Source organism: Ruegeria sp. TASC047 (assembly GCF_059612445.1).
On sequence record NZ_JBXWQP010000019.1, the window covers coordinates 13781 to 31163 of the forward strand.

Sequence of the window (17383 nt, forward strand, 5' to 3'; positions counted from 1 at the left end):
TTTATTCGCCGCAAATATTCTGTAGCCGGACCCAGTCACGGTCCGGCAGCACCTGTTCCAGCGCCCTTCCCGCCATCGGATCCGCTTCGATCAGGCCAAGAACGGTTTCGCCGGTCACATCACGGGCATAGGCGTAGGGGGTTGAGGGAAGCGCGCTTTGCGAGAACATCGCCAGCAAGTCGTCGTCAGAAATGGCCGGACGAGGCTGTGACAGGACCTGCTCGGTATATGTGTCGATAATCTCGGGCGTCAGCCCGCCGGTTGTCAGCAGCCTAAAGGCCGAGGTCGCGCCAGTTCTGTCCAGAAGGTCATCCAGCGGGTCCCAATGCGCGGCCCGCGCCCGTTCCGCAATCACATAGCCCGCTGCAACGGCAGGATCTTCGTAATCTTCTACCAAAGCACGGCTTAGCAGGACCGTGCCGCCAGGCAAGCTGAGGCTGTCCTGAACGCCTGCTGGCAGAATGATGATCTGCCGTACGCCCGTGCGCCGGGCCAATTGTTCCAGTGAATCCCGTGCATCCCGCGACGTACAGGCCTGGCCCGAGACGCGCTCGATCCGATGCAGGATCATATCGCCGATCTCTTGCCGCTTGACCTGGGGCACGACCGAGACAACATGGTTTTGCAGCGCACCCGGCAGCCAGAACAGCAACAGGGCCAGCACGGCGGCCACGACGCCTCCGACACTCAGCCAGCGCAAACGCCCCGGGTGGGGGCGGGACCGATCAATAGCGCGCTGCAATCGGTCGATCGCTTCAAGCATCGTGGTTTCGGATTCGGCCAGCTCAAGCGTTTCATCCGGATCACCGTCCGGGTTGAATATGGCCGGAAAGGAACTAGGGTTCTGGCGTTCAAGTGCTGCCAGCGACCAGTGGGTCAGCGCCCTGTCATTGAAATCGGAAATGGTCAGGGTGGCTTCACCGATAGACACCACAACCTCGCGCCGCTGTTCATCGGGCGAGGGTCGCCACAGACCGGTGGCTTCGATCCGCTGGTACTGTTTCAGGGCTGTCATCTGGGTGGGTCTGCTCGAATTTGTTTTGCCGCAGCTTAGCATGGTGAAATCGCAGGGCGCAAACCTGTTGCGCAGTCATTGCGAATTGTGCTGGATACCCGAAAGGATCGAGACTGTCGGTCCACGATCACAATCAGGACACGACTTCATGCAGGCGCATTCCTCATCTTCTGCTTTGCTGGCTGCGGCCCTGATGGTCAGTGCGATGGCAATTATCGGCGTCATCGACAATGTTGTGATCCTTTTGGCCGAAACCGTCGGGCTGTGGCAGTTCCATCTGACCCGTGCGCTTTTGATGCTGCCGCTGATCGTCGGCCTGTCGTTTCTGGGGCTGGGCAGGTTGAGGCCCGTGCGGTGGGGCCCTGTCATCTTGCGCAGCGTTCTGATCACCACGGCAATGTTGTTCTATTTTGCATCTCTTGCCATGATGCCAATTGCACAGGCGCTGGCAGGGTTGTTCACCTCACCGATTTTCGTGCTGCTGATCTCCGCTCTGGTGCTCAGGCAACCAATAGGGCCGTGGCGCATACTGGCCGTACTGATTGGATTTACCGGCATCCTTCTGGTGCTTCAGCCAAACCCCGGCGATTTCGACCTGCGCACACTGGTGCCCGTGGCCGCGGGTTTTTTCTATGCCCTCAGTTCGATTCTCACGCGTACGCATTGCTCTCAGGAAAGCACTGTGGCCATGCTGGCCGTCATGGTCATTACGCTGGGTTTGGCAGGTGCGATGGGGCTCACGTTCCTGACAATCTCGCCGGTTGTTACGGCAGACGGTGCCGAGGGGTTTGTTACGCGTGGGTGGGTCTGGGATATGGGGCCTGCCATACCGTGGTTGGTTACTCAGGCTGTCGGTTCAACAATCGCGGTTTTCATGCTGATCAAGGCGTATCAGTTAGGCGAGCCGTCTTATGTGGCGGTGTTCGAGTATTCTGTTATGATCTTCGGCCCGCTTTTCGCTTTTGTGGCCTTTGGACAAACCATTGGCGCCTTTCAGATTTCGGGCATCCTTATGATTGCGGCAGCGGGTCTGTTGCTGGGGTGGCGCGCCAGTCGATCATCTGAACAGCAAAAAGTCGCCTGACGCAATTGGGTCGTATGCACGCCCAAGCCAGACCGTTTCGTTACTTCCGTATCCGGTGAAACGCCGTGGATTCGTTGGATCGACAAATGGCATTCGTTTCAGAAATGGCAAAAATGTCGGATGAGAGTCCTGGAGTGTCCACGAAAACCATCGGCAATTACGCGGAATTGGTCAAAATTGGGCGCAAATATGTCTGAAATGTGACGGGCTGGATTTTTGGTGTTAGCTCATTGGCATAAATGTTTTGTGCCAAAAGGGGGTAAGGCACGTGTCCGAAGTAACAAGTATTTCTGTTTATCTGGATCAGCTGCCAGAAGTTGATCGAACCAACAAAAAACAGGCGGTAAATGCGCGCCGTGGCGGGTTTTTGCACGGCACCAAGATCGCCACGACTGCCGGGTGGAAGCCGGTCGAACGGATCACGGTGGGTGATCTGGTTAGAACCCTCGATCACGGGTTCAAAGAGGTACGGCGCATCTCGATAAGCGTTGTCGTCATTCCGGCCGATGAACGCCGGGTCGAGTTCCTGCCGGTCCTCGTGCCTGCCCGCGCCGTATATAACGGGCGACCTGTCTGGTTGATGCCCGAACAGGGCATGGCGCTGAACCTGTCCCGGATCAATTCCACGGCCGATGCGCCTTCGGTGGTGCCCGCGCGTTTGCTGAACGGCGCCGGTCACCTGACGTCACAGGCGCCGGGGTCGTCTTTTGAAGTGTTTTCGCTGTTTTTTGATGATGATCAGGTGATCTTTGTCGAAGGCGGATTGCAGGCTTATTGCCCGTCCGGTCGCTTCAATATGCGCGGCGCAACGACAGGAACACGGTATGAAGTCGCGACCGAAGAGGTCGCCTCCGACCTGATCCATTCTCTTATAAGCAGGGGCGATATGTCGGCTCTTGCCAACCCATTGGGTGCGCTGCCTGCACCCATTCCCCAGGAACCGATATTTCCGATCCGCCCGCCATTTGGGGTCAGGCGACCGGGTCGACCGGGACGCCCAAGCGCGCCGGTTCTGTTCCTGCGGCCCGAATGGCAGATCTAACCAAACACTGACAAGAACGATGCGGGCGCATGGTGACATGCGCCCGCATCATTGGATTAAGCGGCCTTTGCTTCGGGGTTGAAGCGACCGTAGAAGCTCTGACCTTTTTCTGCCATCTCGCGCAGCAGTGGCGGGCAGGCAAAGCGTTCACCGTATGTCTCGGCCAATTGATCACAACGCTCGGCCGCATAGGGTGTGCCGATGATGTCCAGCCAGCTGAACGGACCACCCGACCACGGGGCAAAGCCCCAGCCCAGAATTGCACCGACATCGCCCTCGCGGATGTCTTCCAGAACACCCTCTTCCAGTGCGCGGACGGCTTCCAGAACCTGAGCAAACATCAGACGTTCCTGCACTTCGATCAGGTCAGGCTGGTCATCGGCAAGCGGATACTTCTCTTGCAGGCCCTTCCAGTATTCGACGCGCTTGCCCTTCTCGTCATAGTCGAAGAAACCGGCGTTAGCCTTGCGACCCAGACGGCCCTGTTCCTCCATCCAGAAGATCAGATCGTCCGAGGGGCTTTCCGGATAGGCATCGCCCATCGCCGCCTTTGTCGCGCGGGCGATCTTGGCACCCAGATCAATCGAGGTTTCGTCGGTCAGCTGGATCGGACCGACCGGGAAACCCAACTGCCGCGCGGCATTGTCGATCAAAATGGGGCTGACGCCTTCAGTGACCATGCGCGCGCCTTCGTTGATATATGGAATGATGCAGCGGTTTGCGTAGAAGAAACGCGCATCGTTGACCACGATCGGGGTCTTGCGGATCTGACGCACATAGTCCAGCGCCTTGGCCACTGCACGATCACCGGTTTCTTTGCCCTTGATGATCTCGACCAGGAACATCTTTTCGACCGGTGAGAAGAAGTGGATGCCGATGAACTGGTCAGCCCGTACCGAGGCTTTAGCCAAATCGCTGATCGGCAAGGTCGAGGTATTCGACGCAAAGATACAGTCTTCGGGGATGATCGCCTCGACCTTCTTGGTCATCTCAGCCTTGACGCCCATGTCTTCAAAGACCGCTTCGATGATCAGGTCACACCCTTTCAGGTTGTCCAGATCCGGCGTCGCTGTGATGCGACCCAGCATGGCCTCTTTTTTCTCAGCGGTGACCTTGCCGCGCTTCATGCCTTTGTCCAGATAGGTCTCGGTATAGGCTTTGCCTTTGTCGGCAGCCTCCTGATCGCGGTCGATCAGAACCACTTCCATACCGGCCTGCGCCGATACCAGAGCGATACCAGCCCCCATCATGCCTGCGCCCAGAACGCCAATCTTCTTGACGGACTGATCCGGAACACCTGCAGGACGCACGGCACCTTTTTCCAGTGCTTCCTTGTTCAGGAACAGCGATCGGATCATCGCACCAGACGACGGGTTCATCAGCACGGACGTGAACCAGCGCGCTTCGATTTTCAGCGCGGTGTCGAAATCGACCAGAGCGCCTTCGTAAACCGCGCTCAGCAGAGCCTTGGCTGCCGGGAAGGCCCCTTGGGTCTTGCCATTCACCATCGCCGACGCGCCAACGAAGTTCATGAAGCCCGCAGGATGATAGGGGGCGCCACCGGGCATTTTATAACCCTTCGCGTCCCAAGGCTTGACCAGATCGGCGTCCTTGGCGCTCAGCACCCATTCCCTGGCTGCTGCCATTGGATCGGCTGCGATTTCGTCGATATAGCCTGCGCCTTTGGCTTTCTTGACGTCCAGCATTTTGCCTTCCAGCAACAGCGGAGCCGCCGCAATGGCGCCAACTTTGCGGACCATACGGGTGGTGCCGCCCGCGCCAGGGAAGATGCCGACCATGATCTCGGGCAGGCCGTACTTTGCCTTTGGGTTTTCGGCTGCAAAGATACGATGGGTAGACAGGGGCAGTTCCATACCGATGCCCGCAGCGGTCCCGGGCAGAACGGTAGCAATCGGCTTGCCGCCTTTCTTGGTCTTGGGGTCCATGCCAGCCAGTTCGATCTTGCGCAGCAGGGCGTGCATTTTCATCGTGCCCTCGAACAGACCCTTGGCCGGATTGTCGCCCGCCTGTTCTTTCATCACTGCCAGAAGGTTCAGGTCCATGCCGCCCGCAAATGACCCTTCCTTGCCCGAAGTAACGATGATGCCTTTCACCTCATCGTCGGCCAGCGCCTGATCGATGCAATCGCTCAATTCTGCCAGCCCGTCAAAGGACATCACGTTCATGGTCTTCCCGGGCACGTCCCAGGTGATCGTGGCGACGCCGTCTGCGTCTTTGCTCAGAGTGAAATCAGTCATTGTCATCTCCAATCTGGTCAGCCGTCAGCGGGCTGCCATCCTTGCGGGTGAAGGAGAATCCGTTCTCATCAACCTTCACCATCATGTCCATGTCGCTGTAATAGCCGGTCTCGGTCGGGGTCCGTGTGCCCACCACCAGAAAGGTCATGGGCGCATCGGTGTTGTTCACAAGGTGATGGCCGTTGGCCTCACCTGCGGGCCAGGCGGCGCAATCGCCGGGCTGCATCTCGTGCTCGCCATCATCATCTACCAGCGTGCACGAGCCGCTGAGGATTATGGCAAACTCGTCCTGTTTCATGTGGTAATGGCGCAGCGATGACAGGCCCTGCGGATCCAGCCGCACGATGTTGACCCCGTATTGGGTCAGCCCGCCCGCATCGCCCACGCGCTGCGCAAAGCGACCTGTGGTCGCTTCGGCCAGCTTGCCGGGATAGGCCGAGCCGCCCTGAAACGGGATCTGAGAAAGATCCAGCTTGGGCATCAGACACGCTCGATAATGGTTGCCGCACCCATGCCGGATGCAATGCAAAGCGTGGCCAGACCGGTTTCCTTGTCCTGACGCTCAAGTTCATCCAGCAGCGTGCCGATAATCATCGCACCCGTGGCACCCAGCGGGTGACCCATCGCGATCGAGCCACCGTTGACGTTGACCAGTGCGGGATCGACATCAAATGCCTGCTGGAACCGCAGCACGACCGAGGCGAAGGCTTCGTTCACTTCAAACAGGTCCAGATCGTTGATCTTCATGCCATTGTCGGCCAAAATCTTCTCGGTCACCGGAACCGGGCCAGTCAGCATGATGGTCGGATCAGTGCCAATCTTGGCGGTTGCTTTGATGCGGGCACGCGGCTTGAGGCCGTATTTCTCGCCAAATTCCTTGTTGCCGATCAGAACAGCAGCGGCTCCGTCCACGATGCCCGAGCTGTTGCCGGCATGGTGGATGTGGTTCACGCGCTCAAGATGGGGGTATTTCAGCATCGCAACCTTGTCGAAGCCAGGCATCTGTTCGCCCATCATAGCGAATGACGGGTTAAGCGCACCGAGGCTCTGCATGTCAGTGCCGGGGCGCATGTATTCGTCCCGGTCAAGAATGGTCAGGCCGTTCTGATCCTTGACGGTGATCACGGATTTCTCGAACCGGTTGTCGGCCCAGGCTTCCGCAGCACGTCTTTGCGATTCAACCGCCAGCGCATCCGCGTCATCACGGGTAAAGCCATACTCGGTCGCGATGATGTCGGCCGAGATTCCCTGAGGTACGAAATAGGTCTCCATCGCCAGCGAGGGGTCAACAGCGATTGCTGCACCGTCGCTGCCCATAGCCACGCGACCCATCATCTCGACACCGCCCGCAATATAGGCATCGCCTGCGCCGCCTTTCACCTGGTTTGCGGCCAGGTTCACGGCTTCCATGCCCGAGGCGCAGAAACGGTTGATCGCGAGACCCGGGATCGACTGGTCGAGGTCGGATGCCAGAACCGCCGAGCGCGCAAGACAGCCGCCTTGCTCCATCACTTGCGTGACGTTTCCCCAGATCACGTCTTCGACGGCGTGACCTTCCAGGTTGTTGCGCTCTTTCATCGCGTTCAGGGTCAGGGCGGACAGGCGCACCGAGGTTACCTCGTGCAGGCTGCCATCCTTGCGGCCCTTGCCGCGCGGCGTGCGCAGGGCGTCATAAATATAGGCTTCGGTCATGGGTCTTCTCCTCAAGCTCGATCCGACGGGTTGCCGGGCATCAGGTCATAGGGGTGTTTCCAGCCGGGCTGTTCGGACAAGCGGGTCAGCCAGGCGTCGATATGGGGCCAGTCGGCACGGTCAAAGCCAAATGGTTCAGGGTAATACAGATAACCACAGCAGCTAAGGTCGGCGTTGGTCACACCATCACCAACGATCCAGTCGCGACCATCCAGGTGGTTGTTCAGGATTTCATAAGCCGCCTTCAAACGTCCTTTATTGAATGCAATGACATCAGGGTTGCGGTGCTGCTCGGGTAGGAAATTGATCAGGAACCGCGTCAAACCTGCCATTGAGCTGAGTTTGTGATTGTCCCACAAAACCCAACGCAGAATATTGTAGTCTTCTTCCCGGTCCTTGCCACCGAACTTGCCGGACTTCTCCGTGACATAGGCCTGAATCGCACCGGATTGGCTGGTGTGAAAATCTCCATCGACCAGAACTGGTGCCTCACCCAACTCGTTTACGTCAGCACGATATTCCGGCGTACGGGTTACACCTTTGAAGAAATCGACAAAGACCGGTTCCCACTCCAAACCGGACATTTCCAGAGCCAAAGCAGCCTTGTAGCTGTTTCCACTTTCTCCGAAGCAATGAAGTTTGATGGTCATGTGCTCGCCCCTCCCAAGGCGCATGTTGCTAGGCCGGATTTGAGTATTTTTGAAAAGATGAAGGGCAGTAGGTAACGTTTCATCAACCATCTTCGTATTCAGTGGTCGTGCGGTACAGGCTGGAGAGCCGATGACCGCAAAAGGTGAAGTCGTTCCTGTCCTGATGGCGATTGTGCCCGGTGGCAGGGACGCATCGCCGCTTCATCTTTTCACAAATACTCCCGCCGGAGGCGTCCGGCATTTAAATTAAAGTCGCCGTTGAGTTTTCTCCGCAGCTGTTCACCTCTTCCGTGCCTCAAGTTCGGAATTGAAGATGCGCAGGCGATGGGTCAGGTTCTCCTCATTTATCACGCTGTTGAAATTCTCGAACAAGAAAGACAGCGCCTCCCCTTCGTCCAGACCGGCATCACGCGCGAACGCCTTGAGTTTGCGATACCCATCTTCAGTCATCGCAATCGGAAAGCGGCGGGTCAGGCGAAAACGTTTTGGCATTTGGTCTCCTCCGGTAAGCTGGGTCCGGGCGGTGTTGCCCGGACCCAGACTGAGATCAGAAGTTCGCCGCGTCCAGTGCCATTACCGTGTCCGCGCCGGTCTGGATTCGCGCCAGATGCATCGCTGTCGCGGGCAGGCGGCGGGCCATGTAGAAACGGCCGGTGGCAATCTTGGTCTCGTAGAATTCTTTGTCCGAGGCTCCACCATCCAGCGCTTCCTGAGCCGCTTTCGCCATTTGCGCCCACATCAGGCCCAGGCAAACATGGCCGAACATGTGCATAAAGTCATAGGAACCGGACAATGCGTTATTCGGGTTCTTCATGCCTTCCTGCATGAAATACATGCCAGCGGCCTGCAAATCCTTGGATGCGGCTTTCAGCGGTTCGATGAACGCCTTGTCGTATGCTTCGTTCTGGCCCGCGTTTTCCTTGCAGAAGGTTTTGACCATCTCGAAGAACGCCATGACGTGCTTGCCGCCATCCTGCGCCAGCTTGCGACCCACAAGGTCAAGCGCCTGAACGCCATTTGCACCTTCGTAGATCATCGCGATGCGGGCGTCGCGGGTATATTGCGACATGCCCCATTCTTCGATGTAGCCATGGCCACCATAGACCTGCTGCGCCTGAACGGTCATGTCGTAGCCTTCGTCGGTCAGAAACCCTTTGATGACCGGGGTCAGCAGCGAGATCAGCCCGTCCGCATCCTTGTCTCCCGCGCGGTGCGCCTTGTCGATCATGGTCGCGCCCCAAAGGATGAACGCGCGCGCGCCTTCGGTAAAGCTTTTCTGATCCATCAGGTTGCGACGGATATCAGGATGCACGATCAGAGGATCGGCCGGACCATCCGGGTTCTTGACACCGGTCACATCGCGACCCTGCAAACGGTCCTTGGCGTATTCCAGAGCATTCTGATAGGCCGCTTCGGCTTGCGACAGGCCTTGCATGCCCACCCCCAGACGCGCTTCGTTCATCATGGTGAACATGGCGCGCATGCCCTTGTGCTCTTCGCCCAGCAGCCAGCCGGTGGCTTCGTCATAGTTCATGACGCAGGTCGAGTTGCCGTGGATGCCCATTTTCTCTTCGATCTTGCCGACCGATACGCCGTTGCGCTCGCCCAGGCTGCCGTCTTCGTTCACAATGAACTTGGGCACAATGAACAGCGACACGCCTTTGATGCCCTCGGGGCCACCTGGGATCTTGGCCAGCACCAGGTGGACGATGTTGTTTGCCATGTCGTGGTCGCCAGCCGAGATAAAGATCTTCTGGCCGGAGATATTGTAGCTGCCGTCACCCTGCGGTTCTGCCTTGGTGCGCATCAGGCCCAGATCGGTGCCACAATGCGGTTCGGTCAGGTTCATGGTGCCGGTCCATTCGCAGCTGACCATGTTGGGCAGGTACTTGTTCTTCTGCTCGTCTGTCCCGTGCGCCAGAATGGCCGAGGCCGCGCCGTGGGTCAGGCCCTGATACATGGTGAAAGCCTGGTTGGAGCCCGAGAACATCTCACCCACGGCTGTGCCGATCACGTAAGGCATGTTCTGGCCACCATACTCTTCCGGCATGTCGAGGCCAGTCCAGCCACCTTCCTTCATCTGCTCGAAGGCGTCCTTGAACCCGGTAGGGGTGTACACAATGCCGTTTTCCAACCGGCACCCTTCGGCGTCACCAACAACGTTCAAAGGATGCAGGACGTTGGTGGCAACCTTGCCTGCTTCTTCGAGAACTGCGCCGGTGAATTCGGCTTCCAGTTCGTCATAGCCGGGGATGTCCGACTGCGAGACTTTCAGAACATCGTGCAGAATGAACTGCATGTCTTTGGTTGGCGCGTTGTAAACGGGCATGTGAAGCTCCCTTAATTCATATGTCCGGAAGGCAGGGCGAGGTTACTCGGCCGCCTTCTTTTCCTGTTTCATCGAGGCGATGACTTTCTCGCCCCAGCGCAACTGCTCTTTCAGATCGTCGATGGCCTGCGTCAGCTCTTCGCGGCGTGATTCCATGTCAGCCAGACGCTCGCACGCGATTTCATATGTGCGATTCATCTGGGTGACCTGTTGATCGCCCACATGGTAGAGATCCAGCAGCTGTCGAATTTCCTCGAGGCTGAACCCGAATCTTTTTCCGCGCAGGATCAGCTTCAGCCGCGCCCGGTCACGTTTGGTGAACAGACGTTTTTGGCCTTCGCGGATCGGGAACAGTAGTTCCTTTGCCTCATAGAACCGCAAGGTGCGTGGTGTGACATCATAGGTCTCGCACATCTCACGGATGGTCATCACATCTTCGGTCATTCGTCATACTCTCGTCACTGGCGTCATGAGACATGAGTTGCGCAGTTGGTGGGTGCTTTACAACATGTGAGTGACGTTTACGTAATCCAGACGCTGCGTCACTTTGAAGTTGACGTAACATCCGTGCACGTAAGGAGCTTTCGGCGTAATTTTGTTACCGTTACGTCAACTGATTTTCGGCATGAATAAACGGGTGCCTTGAAGGGGATGCGCACCGGTTTTGACAGGTTTTGCCACCTGCAATGCTTGGTTATGAAATATCGGAAAAGGTTATTCCAGCGACTTGGCCGTTTGGTCGCGCAGGCTTTTGAGTTCGTCCATTGCCTCATCCAGCTGCTGTCGCTGCTGCTGAAGCTCACTCATCTGGCGGTCCGCCATTTCGACAAAGGTGGCCATCTGGGCCTCGTTTCCCTGATCTTCATAGATCAGTAGCCATTGGCGAATCTCTTCTAGAGGAAAACCAAACTTTCGGCCGCGCATGATCAGTTTCATCCGCGCGCATTCCCGGGCCCCGTAAAAGCGCGAACGCCCTTCGCGGTCCGGTTGCAAAAGCTCGATATATTCGTAGTAGCGCAGGGTGCGCGGCGTCACGTCAAACTCGGCGCACATTTCTTTGAATGACAAACGGTTGTTGGACATTCCCGGTCTCCTCGTCAGCAACCTAGGCGGTCCCGATCCCAAGCGCAACAGGTAGGCTTGCTCTTTACCGGAACACCGGCTCATAAAGGCGGTGCAGAGAACAGGACGCATACTTATGGTCGATAAGACAGTTTTAGCCCGCCAGTTTATCGAGGCGATCCCCCATGCGCGGGCATTGAACCTTACGCTCACGCAGATCGGCGAGGGTGAGGCAGAGATAACTCTGCCCTACAACAAAGACCTGATCGGGGATCCGCGTACAGGGGTGATTCATGGGGGCGCGATATCCACGATTCTGGACACCTGTTGTGGCGCTGCGGTGATGAGCCACCCATCGGCCCCCGGAGGAACCGCAACAATCGATCTGCGGATAGACTATATGCGCGCGGCGACGCCAGGTCAGACGATTACTGCACATGCCGTCTGTCACCATATCACGCGAAACGTTGCCTTCGTGCGGGCCACCGCAATGGACAACGACATGGACCTGCCGGTGGCGACAGCCTCAGGGTCCTTTACGGTTGAAGGGAAGTAATATGCCAAGACCTCGTCCCGAGCCGATGCAGGTGGTCAAGCAGCGCCGCGATGCAGCCCTGCGTGCGCTTGTCGACGGCGTACCGTATATACGTTTTCTGAACATCAGTTTTGACAGGCGCGGGGATGAGCTGACCGGCGTTTTGAATTTCGATGACAAGCTGATCGGCAATCCGTTTCTGCCTGCAATTCATGGCGGCGTGACCGCTGCCTTTTTGGAGGTAACAGCCGTTATCACGCTGAGCTGGGAACACATGTTCCCAAGTATTGAAAGCGGAGAGATCGATGCAGAGGCAATCGTGTCAGACGAAAGCATCCGGTTTCCCAAGACAATCGACTTTACCGTCGACTATCTGCGTTCGGGCTTGCCGCGAGACGCCTATGCGCGGGCATTTATCAGCCGGTCAGGGCGGCGTTACGCTTCGGTACGGGTTGAAGCCTGGCAGGACAATCATGCGAAACTGTTTGCGCAGGCCTCCGGGCATTTCCTGATGCCGCAACCGCCTCGGGGCAAGAGCTGACCATGCAGGACGCCTCGGCGCCCATCACGCATCGACGGGTGCTGAAGATCGCTGTGCCGATTGTCCTGTCGAACGCCACCGTTCCGATTCTGGGGGCAGTTGATACCGGCGTTGTCGGCCAGTTGGGGCAGGCTGCGCCTATTGGTGCGGTCGGGATCGGTGCGGTGATCCTGTCAACGATCTACTGGATCTTCGGTTTCTTGCGGATGGGAACCACCGGGATGGCGGCGCAGGCACGCGGGGCAGGTGACGCTGTTGAAACCCGGGCATTGCTGATGCGCGGCCTGATGCTTGGCGGCGCGGCTGGGCTGTTCTTTATCCTTACACAAGTGGCCGTGTTCGCGGGTGCGTTCGCTTTATCTCCGGCAAGCCTCGAGGTCGAAACGCTGGCCCACGCCTATCTTGAGATTCGAATTTTGGGCGCGCCTGCCACTATCGCGCTTTATGCGCTTACCGGATGGTTGATTGCGGTTGAACGCACGCGCGGGGTTTTTGTTCTTCAGGTCTGGATGAACGGATTGAACATCGTTCTGGATCTATGGTTCGTGCTTGGTCTCGGCTGGGGTGTCGAAGGGGTTGCCATTGCCACTTTGATTGCGGAATGGACAGGTCTGGCGCTGGGCATTTGGCTGTGTCGGGATGGGTTCGAAGACGGAATCTGGCGCGACTGGGCCCGCATATTTGATGCCGCTCGGCTGCAACGGATGTTGCAGGTCAACGGCGATATCATGATCCGGTCGGTTTTGCTGACCGGATCCTTCACGACTTTTCTTTTCGTCGGTTCGGATCTGGGTGATGTCATTCTGGCGGCCAATCAGGTCTTGCTTCAGTTTCTAGAAGTCACAGCTTTCGCGCTGGATGGGTTCGCCTTTTCCGCCGAGGCTTTGGTCGGAAGTGCGGTGGGTGCCAGAGACAGGTATCAGGTGCGCCGCGCGTCTGTCATGACCTCGCAATGGGGTGTCGGGGGTGCCCTGTTACTGGGTGCGGTTTTCTTCGTCGCCGGACCGGCGTTGATCGACGTCATGTCGACCTCACCGCAGGTGCGTGAGGCGGGGCGCGAGTTTCTCGTATGGGCCGCGTTGGCACCCGTTATTGGCGTGGCAAGCTGGATGTTCGACGGAATCTACATAGGCGCCACCTGGACCCGGGCAATGCGCAGCGCGATGTTCCAATCGGTTGTGATCTATCTGGTTGCGCTGTTTATTCTGGTGCCGAGTTTCGGAAATCACGGCCTGTGGGCCGCGTTGATGGTGCTTAATATCGCGCGCGGCGTGACTTTAGGATGGCGCTATCCCAAGCTCGAGGCGCAGGTGGCCTAGAGCAGCGCAAGAAGGTTTTCCGGTGGACGCCCGATGGCGGCTTTATCCCCCGCAATGGCAAGCGGACGCTCAATCAGGATCGGGTTTTCGGCCATGGCCCGGATCAGGGCGTCGTCTGGCGAGGCCTTTGTCAGCCCCAGTTCCTTGAACCGGGATTCTCCGGTACGCATCATCTCAATGGGCGAAAGCCCCAAGGCGGATTGTGCCGCTCGCAGCTCATCGATTGATGGTGCATCCTCAAGATATTTGCGCACCGTGACCCGTGCGCCATTCTCTTCCAGCAACGCAAGACCGGCGCGGGATTTTGAACAGCGCGGGTTGTGCCAATATTCGATCATAGCCAGTCCTCTCGTTTGCTGCCGACGGCTTGGGCTACATTCTCAATGCCGTCGCGGGCCAGCAGTTCATCGAGCCCGTTCGCAATGTCAGCCGCCAGAGAAATGCCGCCATACACCATCGCCGTATAGAACTGCACAGCAGATGCCCCGGCGCAGATCTTGGCATAGGCCTGTTCCGCATTGCTGATGCCACCCACGCCGATCAGGGGAATGTCACCCCCGGTCAACTGGCTGAGCCGCGCCAGAACACGTGTTGATTTCTCGAACAGCGGTGCGCCGGACAGTCCGCCGGTTTCACCTTTGTGCGAACTGCGCAACCCGTCACGCGACAGGGTGGTGTTGGTGGCGATCACGGCATCCACACGGGTCTCGCGCGCAACATCGGCAATGTCCTGCAACTCGGCATCGGTCAGGTCCGGCGCGATTTTCAGGAAGATGGGCAGTGGGCGAGGCAGCGCATCACGGGTTTCAATCACACCGTTCAAAAGCGCGCTTAGCGCCGCCTTGCCCTGCAAATCCCGCAGCTTTTCCGTATTCGGGGATGACACGTTGACCGTGGCAAAATCCAGATGCGCGGCACAATGCGCCAGCACCTTTACGAAATCACCCGCGCGATCCTCGCTGTCCTTGTTGGCGCCCAGATTCAGGCCGATCACCGCATTTTGGGGGCGATCAGCAAGCCGTTTTTCCATCACCTCCATGCCTTCGTTGTTGAAGCCAAAACGGTTGATCGCTGCTTTGTCCTCGGTCAGGCGAAACAGGCGGGGTTTAGGGTTTCCCGGTTGCGGGCGCGGTGTGACGGCCCCGACTTCGATGAAACCGAACCCTGTGCGCGACAGCGGCGTCAGAACTTCACCGTTTTTGTCGAAGCCCGCGGCCAATCCTACCGGGTTAGGCAGGTCCAACCCGGCAAGGCTTGTTTTCAGGCGCGGCGTTGTCACCGGCCCCGGCGCAGGCGCAAGCCCCGCCTTCAAAGCCCTGATCGACATCCCGTGGGCGGTTTCGGGGTCCATGCAGTGCAGGGCTGCAAGCCCGAATTTCTCGGTCAGTTTCATCCGAACGCTTTCCTGCTTTCGCTTGATCCGCACCGGATCAGGCGCGAGGTCTCTACCGCAGCCTGCCGATGGACCACCGCCGCCCGGTAGGCCGGATCGGTCACCATTTCAAGAAACGCATATGCAGTCGGATAGCGTGCGATAAAGACGGCATCCCATACCTCATCAGCCGGTCCGATCAGTGTCGTTTCAAAGACACCCCGCCATAGGATGCTTGCCCCGATACGGCCAATGATTGGAGCGGTTTCAGTCCCGTATTTCTGATAGGCCTGCGCCCCGGTCAGCCCTGCGCACGCCAATTCATGTGATTTGGGATACTGCGCCTCGGCGCGGAACTTCACCAGATTGAGCATTTCGATCGGCTGGTCGCGGTCCAGGGCCTTGAACGCCTCGAACTGGCCGCGATCCGGATCGACATAAGATATCATGCCATGTCCTCGGGAAACTGATGTGCCGTGCCGACAAAAGGCAGGGGTCGCGCCCAGACAACGTCGCTTAACCTGATCTGACGATACAGATGTGGAAACAGGGCGTCTCCTCGCGACACTTCCCATTTCAGGTCATCGCCCATGGCATCGGCATCACAGGCCAACAGCATAAGCCCTTCAACGCCCGCAAAATGCTTGGCAGCGGTTTCAGCAGCTTGTTCAGCGGTAGAAAAGTGAACAAACCCGTCTGACACGTCAATGGGTGCTCCGTATGTGGCGCCCAGACTTTGCAGTTCAGCCCATTCGACGGCTCGGAAAATCTTGTAGATCAGCATGATGACCTGATGCCCCGCACGGCGCTTGGAATCAAGCTGGATTTCTCCTTTGACTCTCGGTCGACATAAGCGCACGATCCCCGGCAATAATAACAGGGAGTTCCAAGATGTTGACCCGATTTTTAACTTCGGTCGCGGTGGTGGGCCTGACGGCGGGTGCCGCAGCAGCCGATTACAAGCTGACAATTCTGCACACCAACGATTTCCATTCGCGCTTTGAGCCGATCAACAAATACGACAGCGGTTGCGGTGAGGAAGACAATGCAGAAGGCAAGTGCTTTGGCGGATCGGCGCGCCTAGTAACGGCAGTTGCCGACGCGCGCGCACGGGCAGAAAATTCGATTCTGGTGGATGGAGGTGACCAGTTCCAGGGGTCCCTTTTCTATACCTATTACAAGGGCAAGGTCGCAGCCGAGTTCATGAACAAGCTGGGCTATAATGCCATGACCGTCGGCAACCACGAGTTTGATGACGGCCCCGAAGTGTTGCGGGGGTTCATCGACTCGGTCGACTTCCCGGTCCTGATGTCCAACGCCGATATTCACGACGAAGAGCTTTTGACGGACAGGATCAAGAAATCGACCGTTATCGAAGTAGGCGGCGAGAAGATCGGCTTGATCGGCCTGACCCCAATCGACACGGATGAGCTTGCCTCGCCCGGCCCCAATGTCACGTTTTCGGACCCGGTGCCAGCTGTGCAGGCCGAAGTCGATAAACTGACAGGTGAGGGTGTCAACAAGATCATCGTTCTCAGCCATTCCGGCTATGGCGTCGATCAGCGTGTCGCACAAGAGACGACTGGTGTTGACGTGATCGTCGGCGGGCATTCGAACACGTATCTTTCGAATGTGTCGGATAAGGCGGCAGGTCCGTACCCAACAGTGGTAAACGGCGTACAGATCGTTCAGGCCTATGCTTATGGCAAGTTTCTGGGCGAATTGAACGTCACTTTCGATGACGATGGCAAAGTGATCGAGGCAGCTGGCGAGCCTTTGATCATGGACAACGCAGTGACCGAGGATCAGGCCGCGCTGGACCGGATTGCGGAACTGGCGGTGCCTTTGGATGAAATCCGCAACAAGGTTGTTGCAAGCGCTGCAGAAGCCATTGAAGGGGATCGCTCAATTTGCCGCGTGCAGGAATGCCAGATGGGCAACCTGGTTGCCGATGCGATGCTGGCGCGTGTGGCGGATCAGGGCGTTCAGATCGCCATTGCCAATTCGGGTGGGTTGCGGGCTTCTATCGATCCCGGTGATGTGACCATGGGCGAGGTTCTGACGGTGTTGCCTTTCCAGAATACACTGTCGACCTTTGAAATCAGCGGACAGGGTGTCATTGATGCGCTGGAGAATGGCGTAAGTCAGGTGGAAGAGGTGAAAGGCCGATTCCCGCAGGTCGCCGGTCTTAGCTTTACCTGGGACCCAAGCGTGGCACCGAACGAGGGGCGCGTCAGCGAGGTGATGATTGCCGAGGGTGACGGTTTTATTCCGATCGACCCGAACAAGACCTACCTGGTCGTCACCAACAACTACGTCCGCAACGGTGGTGACGGGTACAAGATGTTCGAAGGCGATGACAAGAACGCTTATGACTTCGGCCCGGACCTTGCGGATGTCACCGCGGAATACCTGGCGGAAAATGCGCCCTATCAGCCGTATGTAGACGGGCGTATCAAACAGAAGTAACTTGTTTTACGACAA

Annotated in this window: 19 protein-coding genes; 6 read left to right on the plus strand and 13 right to left on the minus strand. The window is 57.7% G+C overall.

The window, feature by feature from the left end:
- Position 1 precedes the first annotated feature (1 nt).
- Positions 2-1015, minus strand: a complete 1014-nt coding sequence (locus AC2FLO_RS02560; protein ID WP_496751245.1) for a hypothetical protein — start codon at positions 1013-1015, stop codon at positions 2-4.
- A gap of 148 nt (positions 1016-1163) precedes the next feature.
- On the opposite strand from AC2FLO_RS02560, the gene AC2FLO_RS02565 reads away from it, so the two are divergent.
- Both AC2FLO_RS02565 and AC2FLO_RS02570 read left to right on the plus strand, forming a co-directional pair.
- Complete coding sequence (locus AC2FLO_RS02565; protein WP_496751246.1) at positions 1164-2099, plus strand: DMT family transporter; 936 nt, start codon at positions 1164-1166, stop codon at positions 2097-2099.
- Between the two features lie 268 nt (positions 2100-2367).
- Positions 2368-3141 (plus strand): Hint domain-containing protein, encoded by a 774-nt coding sequence (locus AC2FLO_RS02570; protein ID WP_496751247.1) that lies wholly within the window; start codon positions 2368-2370, stop codon positions 3139-3141.
- A 56-nt stretch (positions 3142-3197) separates the two neighbouring features.
- On the opposite strand, the gene AC2FLO_RS02575 is transcribed toward AC2FLO_RS02570, so the two are convergent.
- From AC2FLO_RS02575 to AC2FLO_RS02610, 8 genes are all read right to left on the minus strand, one after another.
- Positions 3198-5399: a 3-hydroxyacyl-CoA dehydrogenase NAD-binding domain-containing protein gene (locus AC2FLO_RS02575; RefSeq protein ID WP_480558310.1), complete on the minus strand. Its 2202-nt coding sequence runs from the start codon at positions 5397-5399 to the stop codon at positions 3198-3200.
- A complete protein-coding gene (locus tag AC2FLO_RS02580; protein WP_267364657.1) occupies positions 5392-5880 on the minus strand; it encodes a cupin domain-containing protein in 489 nt (162 codons plus the stop codon). Before AC2FLO_RS02580 ends, AC2FLO_RS02575 begins: the two co-directional genes overlap by 8 nt.
- The gene (locus AC2FLO_RS02585) at positions 5880-7091 is read right to left on the minus strand and encodes an acetyl-CoA C-acetyltransferase (protein ID WP_496751248.1); all 1212 of its coding nucleotides are present in this window, start codon (positions 7089-7091) and stop codon (positions 5880-5882) included. The genes AC2FLO_RS02580 and AC2FLO_RS02585 overlap by 1 nt, the downstream gene beginning before the upstream one ends.
- Positions 7092-7102: 11 nt before the next feature.
- Complete coding sequence (locus AC2FLO_RS02590) at positions 7103-7741, minus strand: glutathione S-transferase family protein (RefSeq protein ID WP_480585156.1); 639 nt, start codon at positions 7739-7741, stop codon at positions 7103-7105.
- 279 nt (positions 7742-8020) lie between these two features.
- Positions 8021-8233 (minus strand): hypothetical protein, encoded by a 213-nt coding sequence (locus tag AC2FLO_RS02595; protein ID WP_480585154.1) that lies wholly within the window; start codon positions 8231-8233, stop codon positions 8021-8023.
- Between the two features lie 55 nt (positions 8234-8288).
- Positions 8289-10070 carry an acyl-CoA dehydrogenase C-terminal domain-containing protein gene (locus AC2FLO_RS02600; protein WP_496751249.1) on the minus strand — a complete coding sequence of 594 codons (1782 nt, stop codon included), beginning with the start codon at positions 10068-10070 and terminating at the stop codon, positions 8289-8291.
- A 42-nt stretch (positions 10071-10112) separates the two neighbouring features.
- Positions 10113-10514 carry a MerR family transcriptional regulator gene (locus tag AC2FLO_RS02605; protein ID WP_209503256.1) on the minus strand — a complete coding sequence of 134 codons (402 nt, stop codon included), beginning with the start codon at positions 10512-10514 and terminating at the stop codon, positions 10113-10115.
- Positions 10515-10784: 270 nt separating this feature from the next.
- A complete protein-coding gene (locus tag AC2FLO_RS02610) occupies positions 10785-11153 on the minus strand; it encodes a MerR family transcriptional regulator (protein WP_267364662.1) in 369 nt (122 codons plus the stop codon).
- Between the two features lie 115 nt (positions 11154-11268).
- Here AC2FLO_RS02610 and AC2FLO_RS02615 point away from each other — a divergent pair, with 115 nt between their 5' ends.
- The 3 genes from AC2FLO_RS02615 to AC2FLO_RS02625 are packed head-to-tail and all read left to right on the plus strand — an operon-like array spanning position 11269 to position 13527.
- Positions 11269-11688 carry a PaaI family thioesterase gene (locus tag AC2FLO_RS02615; protein ID WP_496751250.1) on the plus strand — a complete coding sequence of 140 codons (420 nt, stop codon included), beginning with the start codon at positions 11269-11271 and terminating at the stop codon, positions 11686-11688.
- A 1-nt stretch (position 11689) separates the two neighbouring features.
- Positions 11690-12208 (plus strand): PaaI family thioesterase, encoded by a 519-nt coding sequence (locus AC2FLO_RS02620; RefSeq protein ID WP_267364663.1) that lies wholly within the window; start codon positions 11690-11692, stop codon positions 12206-12208.
- 2 nt (positions 12209-12210) lie between these two features.
- Complete coding sequence (locus AC2FLO_RS02625; protein ID WP_496751251.1) at positions 12211-13527, plus strand: MATE family efflux transporter; 1317 nt, start codon at positions 12211-12213, stop codon at positions 13525-13527.
- Here the strand turns inward: AC2FLO_RS02625 and arsC are convergent.
- Genes arsC through AC2FLO_RS02645 form a run of 4 tightly spaced genes read right to left on the minus strand, consistent with a single transcriptional unit; the run spans position 13524 to position 15683 of the window.
- Positions 13524-13865, minus strand: a complete 342-nt coding sequence (gene arsC / locus AC2FLO_RS02630; RefSeq protein WP_496751252.1) for an arsenate reductase (glutaredoxin) — start codon at positions 13863-13865, stop codon at positions 13524-13526. The two genes, AC2FLO_RS02625 and arsC, sit on opposite strands and share 4 nt — an antisense overlap.
- Positions 13862-14920: a quinone-dependent dihydroorotate dehydrogenase gene (locus tag AC2FLO_RS02635; RefSeq protein WP_496751253.1), complete on the minus strand. Its 1059-nt coding sequence runs from the start codon at positions 14918-14920 to the stop codon at positions 13862-13864. Before AC2FLO_RS02635 ends, arsC begins: the two co-directional genes overlap by 4 nt.
- On the minus strand, positions 14917-15348 hold the full coding sequence (locus AC2FLO_RS02640) for a DUF1330 domain-containing protein (RefSeq protein ID WP_496751254.1): 432 nt from the start codon (positions 15346-15348) through the stop codon (positions 14917-14919). Before AC2FLO_RS02640 ends, AC2FLO_RS02635 begins: the two co-directional genes overlap by 4 nt.
- On the minus strand, positions 15345-15683 hold the full coding sequence (locus AC2FLO_RS02645) for a DUF952 domain-containing protein (protein WP_496751255.1): 339 nt from the start codon (positions 15681-15683) through the stop codon (positions 15345-15347). The genes AC2FLO_RS02640 and AC2FLO_RS02645 overlap by 4 nt, the downstream gene beginning before the upstream one ends.
- 107 nt (positions 15684-15790) lie before the next feature.
- Between AC2FLO_RS02645 and AC2FLO_RS02650 the strand changes: the two genes are divergently transcribed.
- Positions 15791-17368: a bifunctional metallophosphatase/5'-nucleotidase gene (locus tag AC2FLO_RS02650; RefSeq protein WP_480484248.1), complete on the plus strand. Its 1578-nt coding sequence runs from the start codon at positions 15791-15793 to the stop codon at positions 17366-17368.
- The last annotated feature ends 15 nt before the right edge of the window (positions 17369-17383 follow it).

Coding starts and splice junctions, on each gene's coding strand:
- AC2FLO_RS02560 (WP_496751245.1), bottom strand. CDS start 1,015: ATGACAGCCCTGAAACAGTACCAGCGGATCGAAGCCACCGGTCTGTGG.
- AC2FLO_RS02565 (WP_496751246.1), top strand. CDS start 1,164: ATGCAGGCGCATTCCTCATCTTCTGCTTTGCTGGCTGCGGCCCTGATG.
- AC2FLO_RS02575 (WP_480558310.1), bottom strand. CDS start 5,399: ATGACTGATTTCACTCTGAGCAAAGACGCAGACGGCGTCGCCACGATC.
- AC2FLO_RS02580 (WP_267364657.1), bottom strand. CDS start 5,880: ATGCCCAAGCTGGATCTTTCTCAGATCCCGTTTCAGGGCGGCTCGGCC.
- AC2FLO_RS02585 (WP_496751248.1), bottom strand. CDS start 7,091: ATGACCGAAGCCTATATTTATGACGCCCTGCGCACGCCGCGCGGCAAG.
- AC2FLO_RS02590 (WP_480585156.1), bottom strand. CDS start 7,741: ATGACCATCAAACTTCATTGCTTCGGAGAAAGTGGAAACAGCTACAAG.
- AC2FLO_RS02595 (WP_480585154.1), bottom strand. CDS start 8,233: ATGCCAAAACGTTTTCGCCTGACCCGCCGCTTTCCGATTGCGATGACT.
- AC2FLO_RS02600 (WP_496751249.1), bottom strand. CDS start 10,070: ATGCCCGTTTACAACGCGCCAACCAAAGACATGCAGTTCATTCTGCAC.
- AC2FLO_RS02605 (WP_209503256.1), bottom strand. CDS start 10,514: ATGACCGAAGATGTGATGACCATCCGTGAGATGTGCGAGACCTATGAT.
- AC2FLO_RS02610 (WP_267364662.1), bottom strand. CDS start 11,153: ATGTCCAACAACCGTTTGTCATTCAAAGAAATGTGCGCCGAGTTTGAC.
- AC2FLO_RS02615 (WP_496751250.1), top strand. CDS start 11,269: ATGGTCGATAAGACAGTTTTAGCCCGCCAGTTTATCGAGGCGATCCCC.
- AC2FLO_RS02620 (WP_267364663.1), top strand. CDS start 11,690: ATGCCAAGACCTCGTCCCGAGCCGATGCAGGTGGTCAAGCAGCGCCGC.
- AC2FLO_RS02625 (WP_496751251.1), top strand. CDS start 12,211: ATGCAGGACGCCTCGGCGCCCATCACGCATCGACGGGTGCTGAAGATC.
- arsC (WP_496751252.1), bottom strand. CDS start 13,865: ATGATCGAATATTGGCACAACCCGCGCTGTTCAAAATCCCGCGCCGGT.
- AC2FLO_RS02635 (WP_496751253.1), bottom strand. CDS start 14,920: ATGAAACTGACCGAGAAATTCGGGCTTGCAGCCCTGCACTGCATGGAC.
- AC2FLO_RS02640 (WP_496751254.1), bottom strand. CDS start 15,348: ATGATATCTTATGTCGATCCGGATCGCGGCCAGTTCGAGGCGTTCAAG.
- AC2FLO_RS02645 (WP_496751255.1), bottom strand. CDS start 15,683: ATGCTGATCTACAAGATTTTCCGAGCCGTCGAATGGGCTGAACTGCAA.
- AC2FLO_RS02650 (WP_480484248.1), top strand. CDS start 15,791: ATGTTGACCCGATTTTTAACTTCGGTCGCGGTGGTGGGCCTGACGGCG.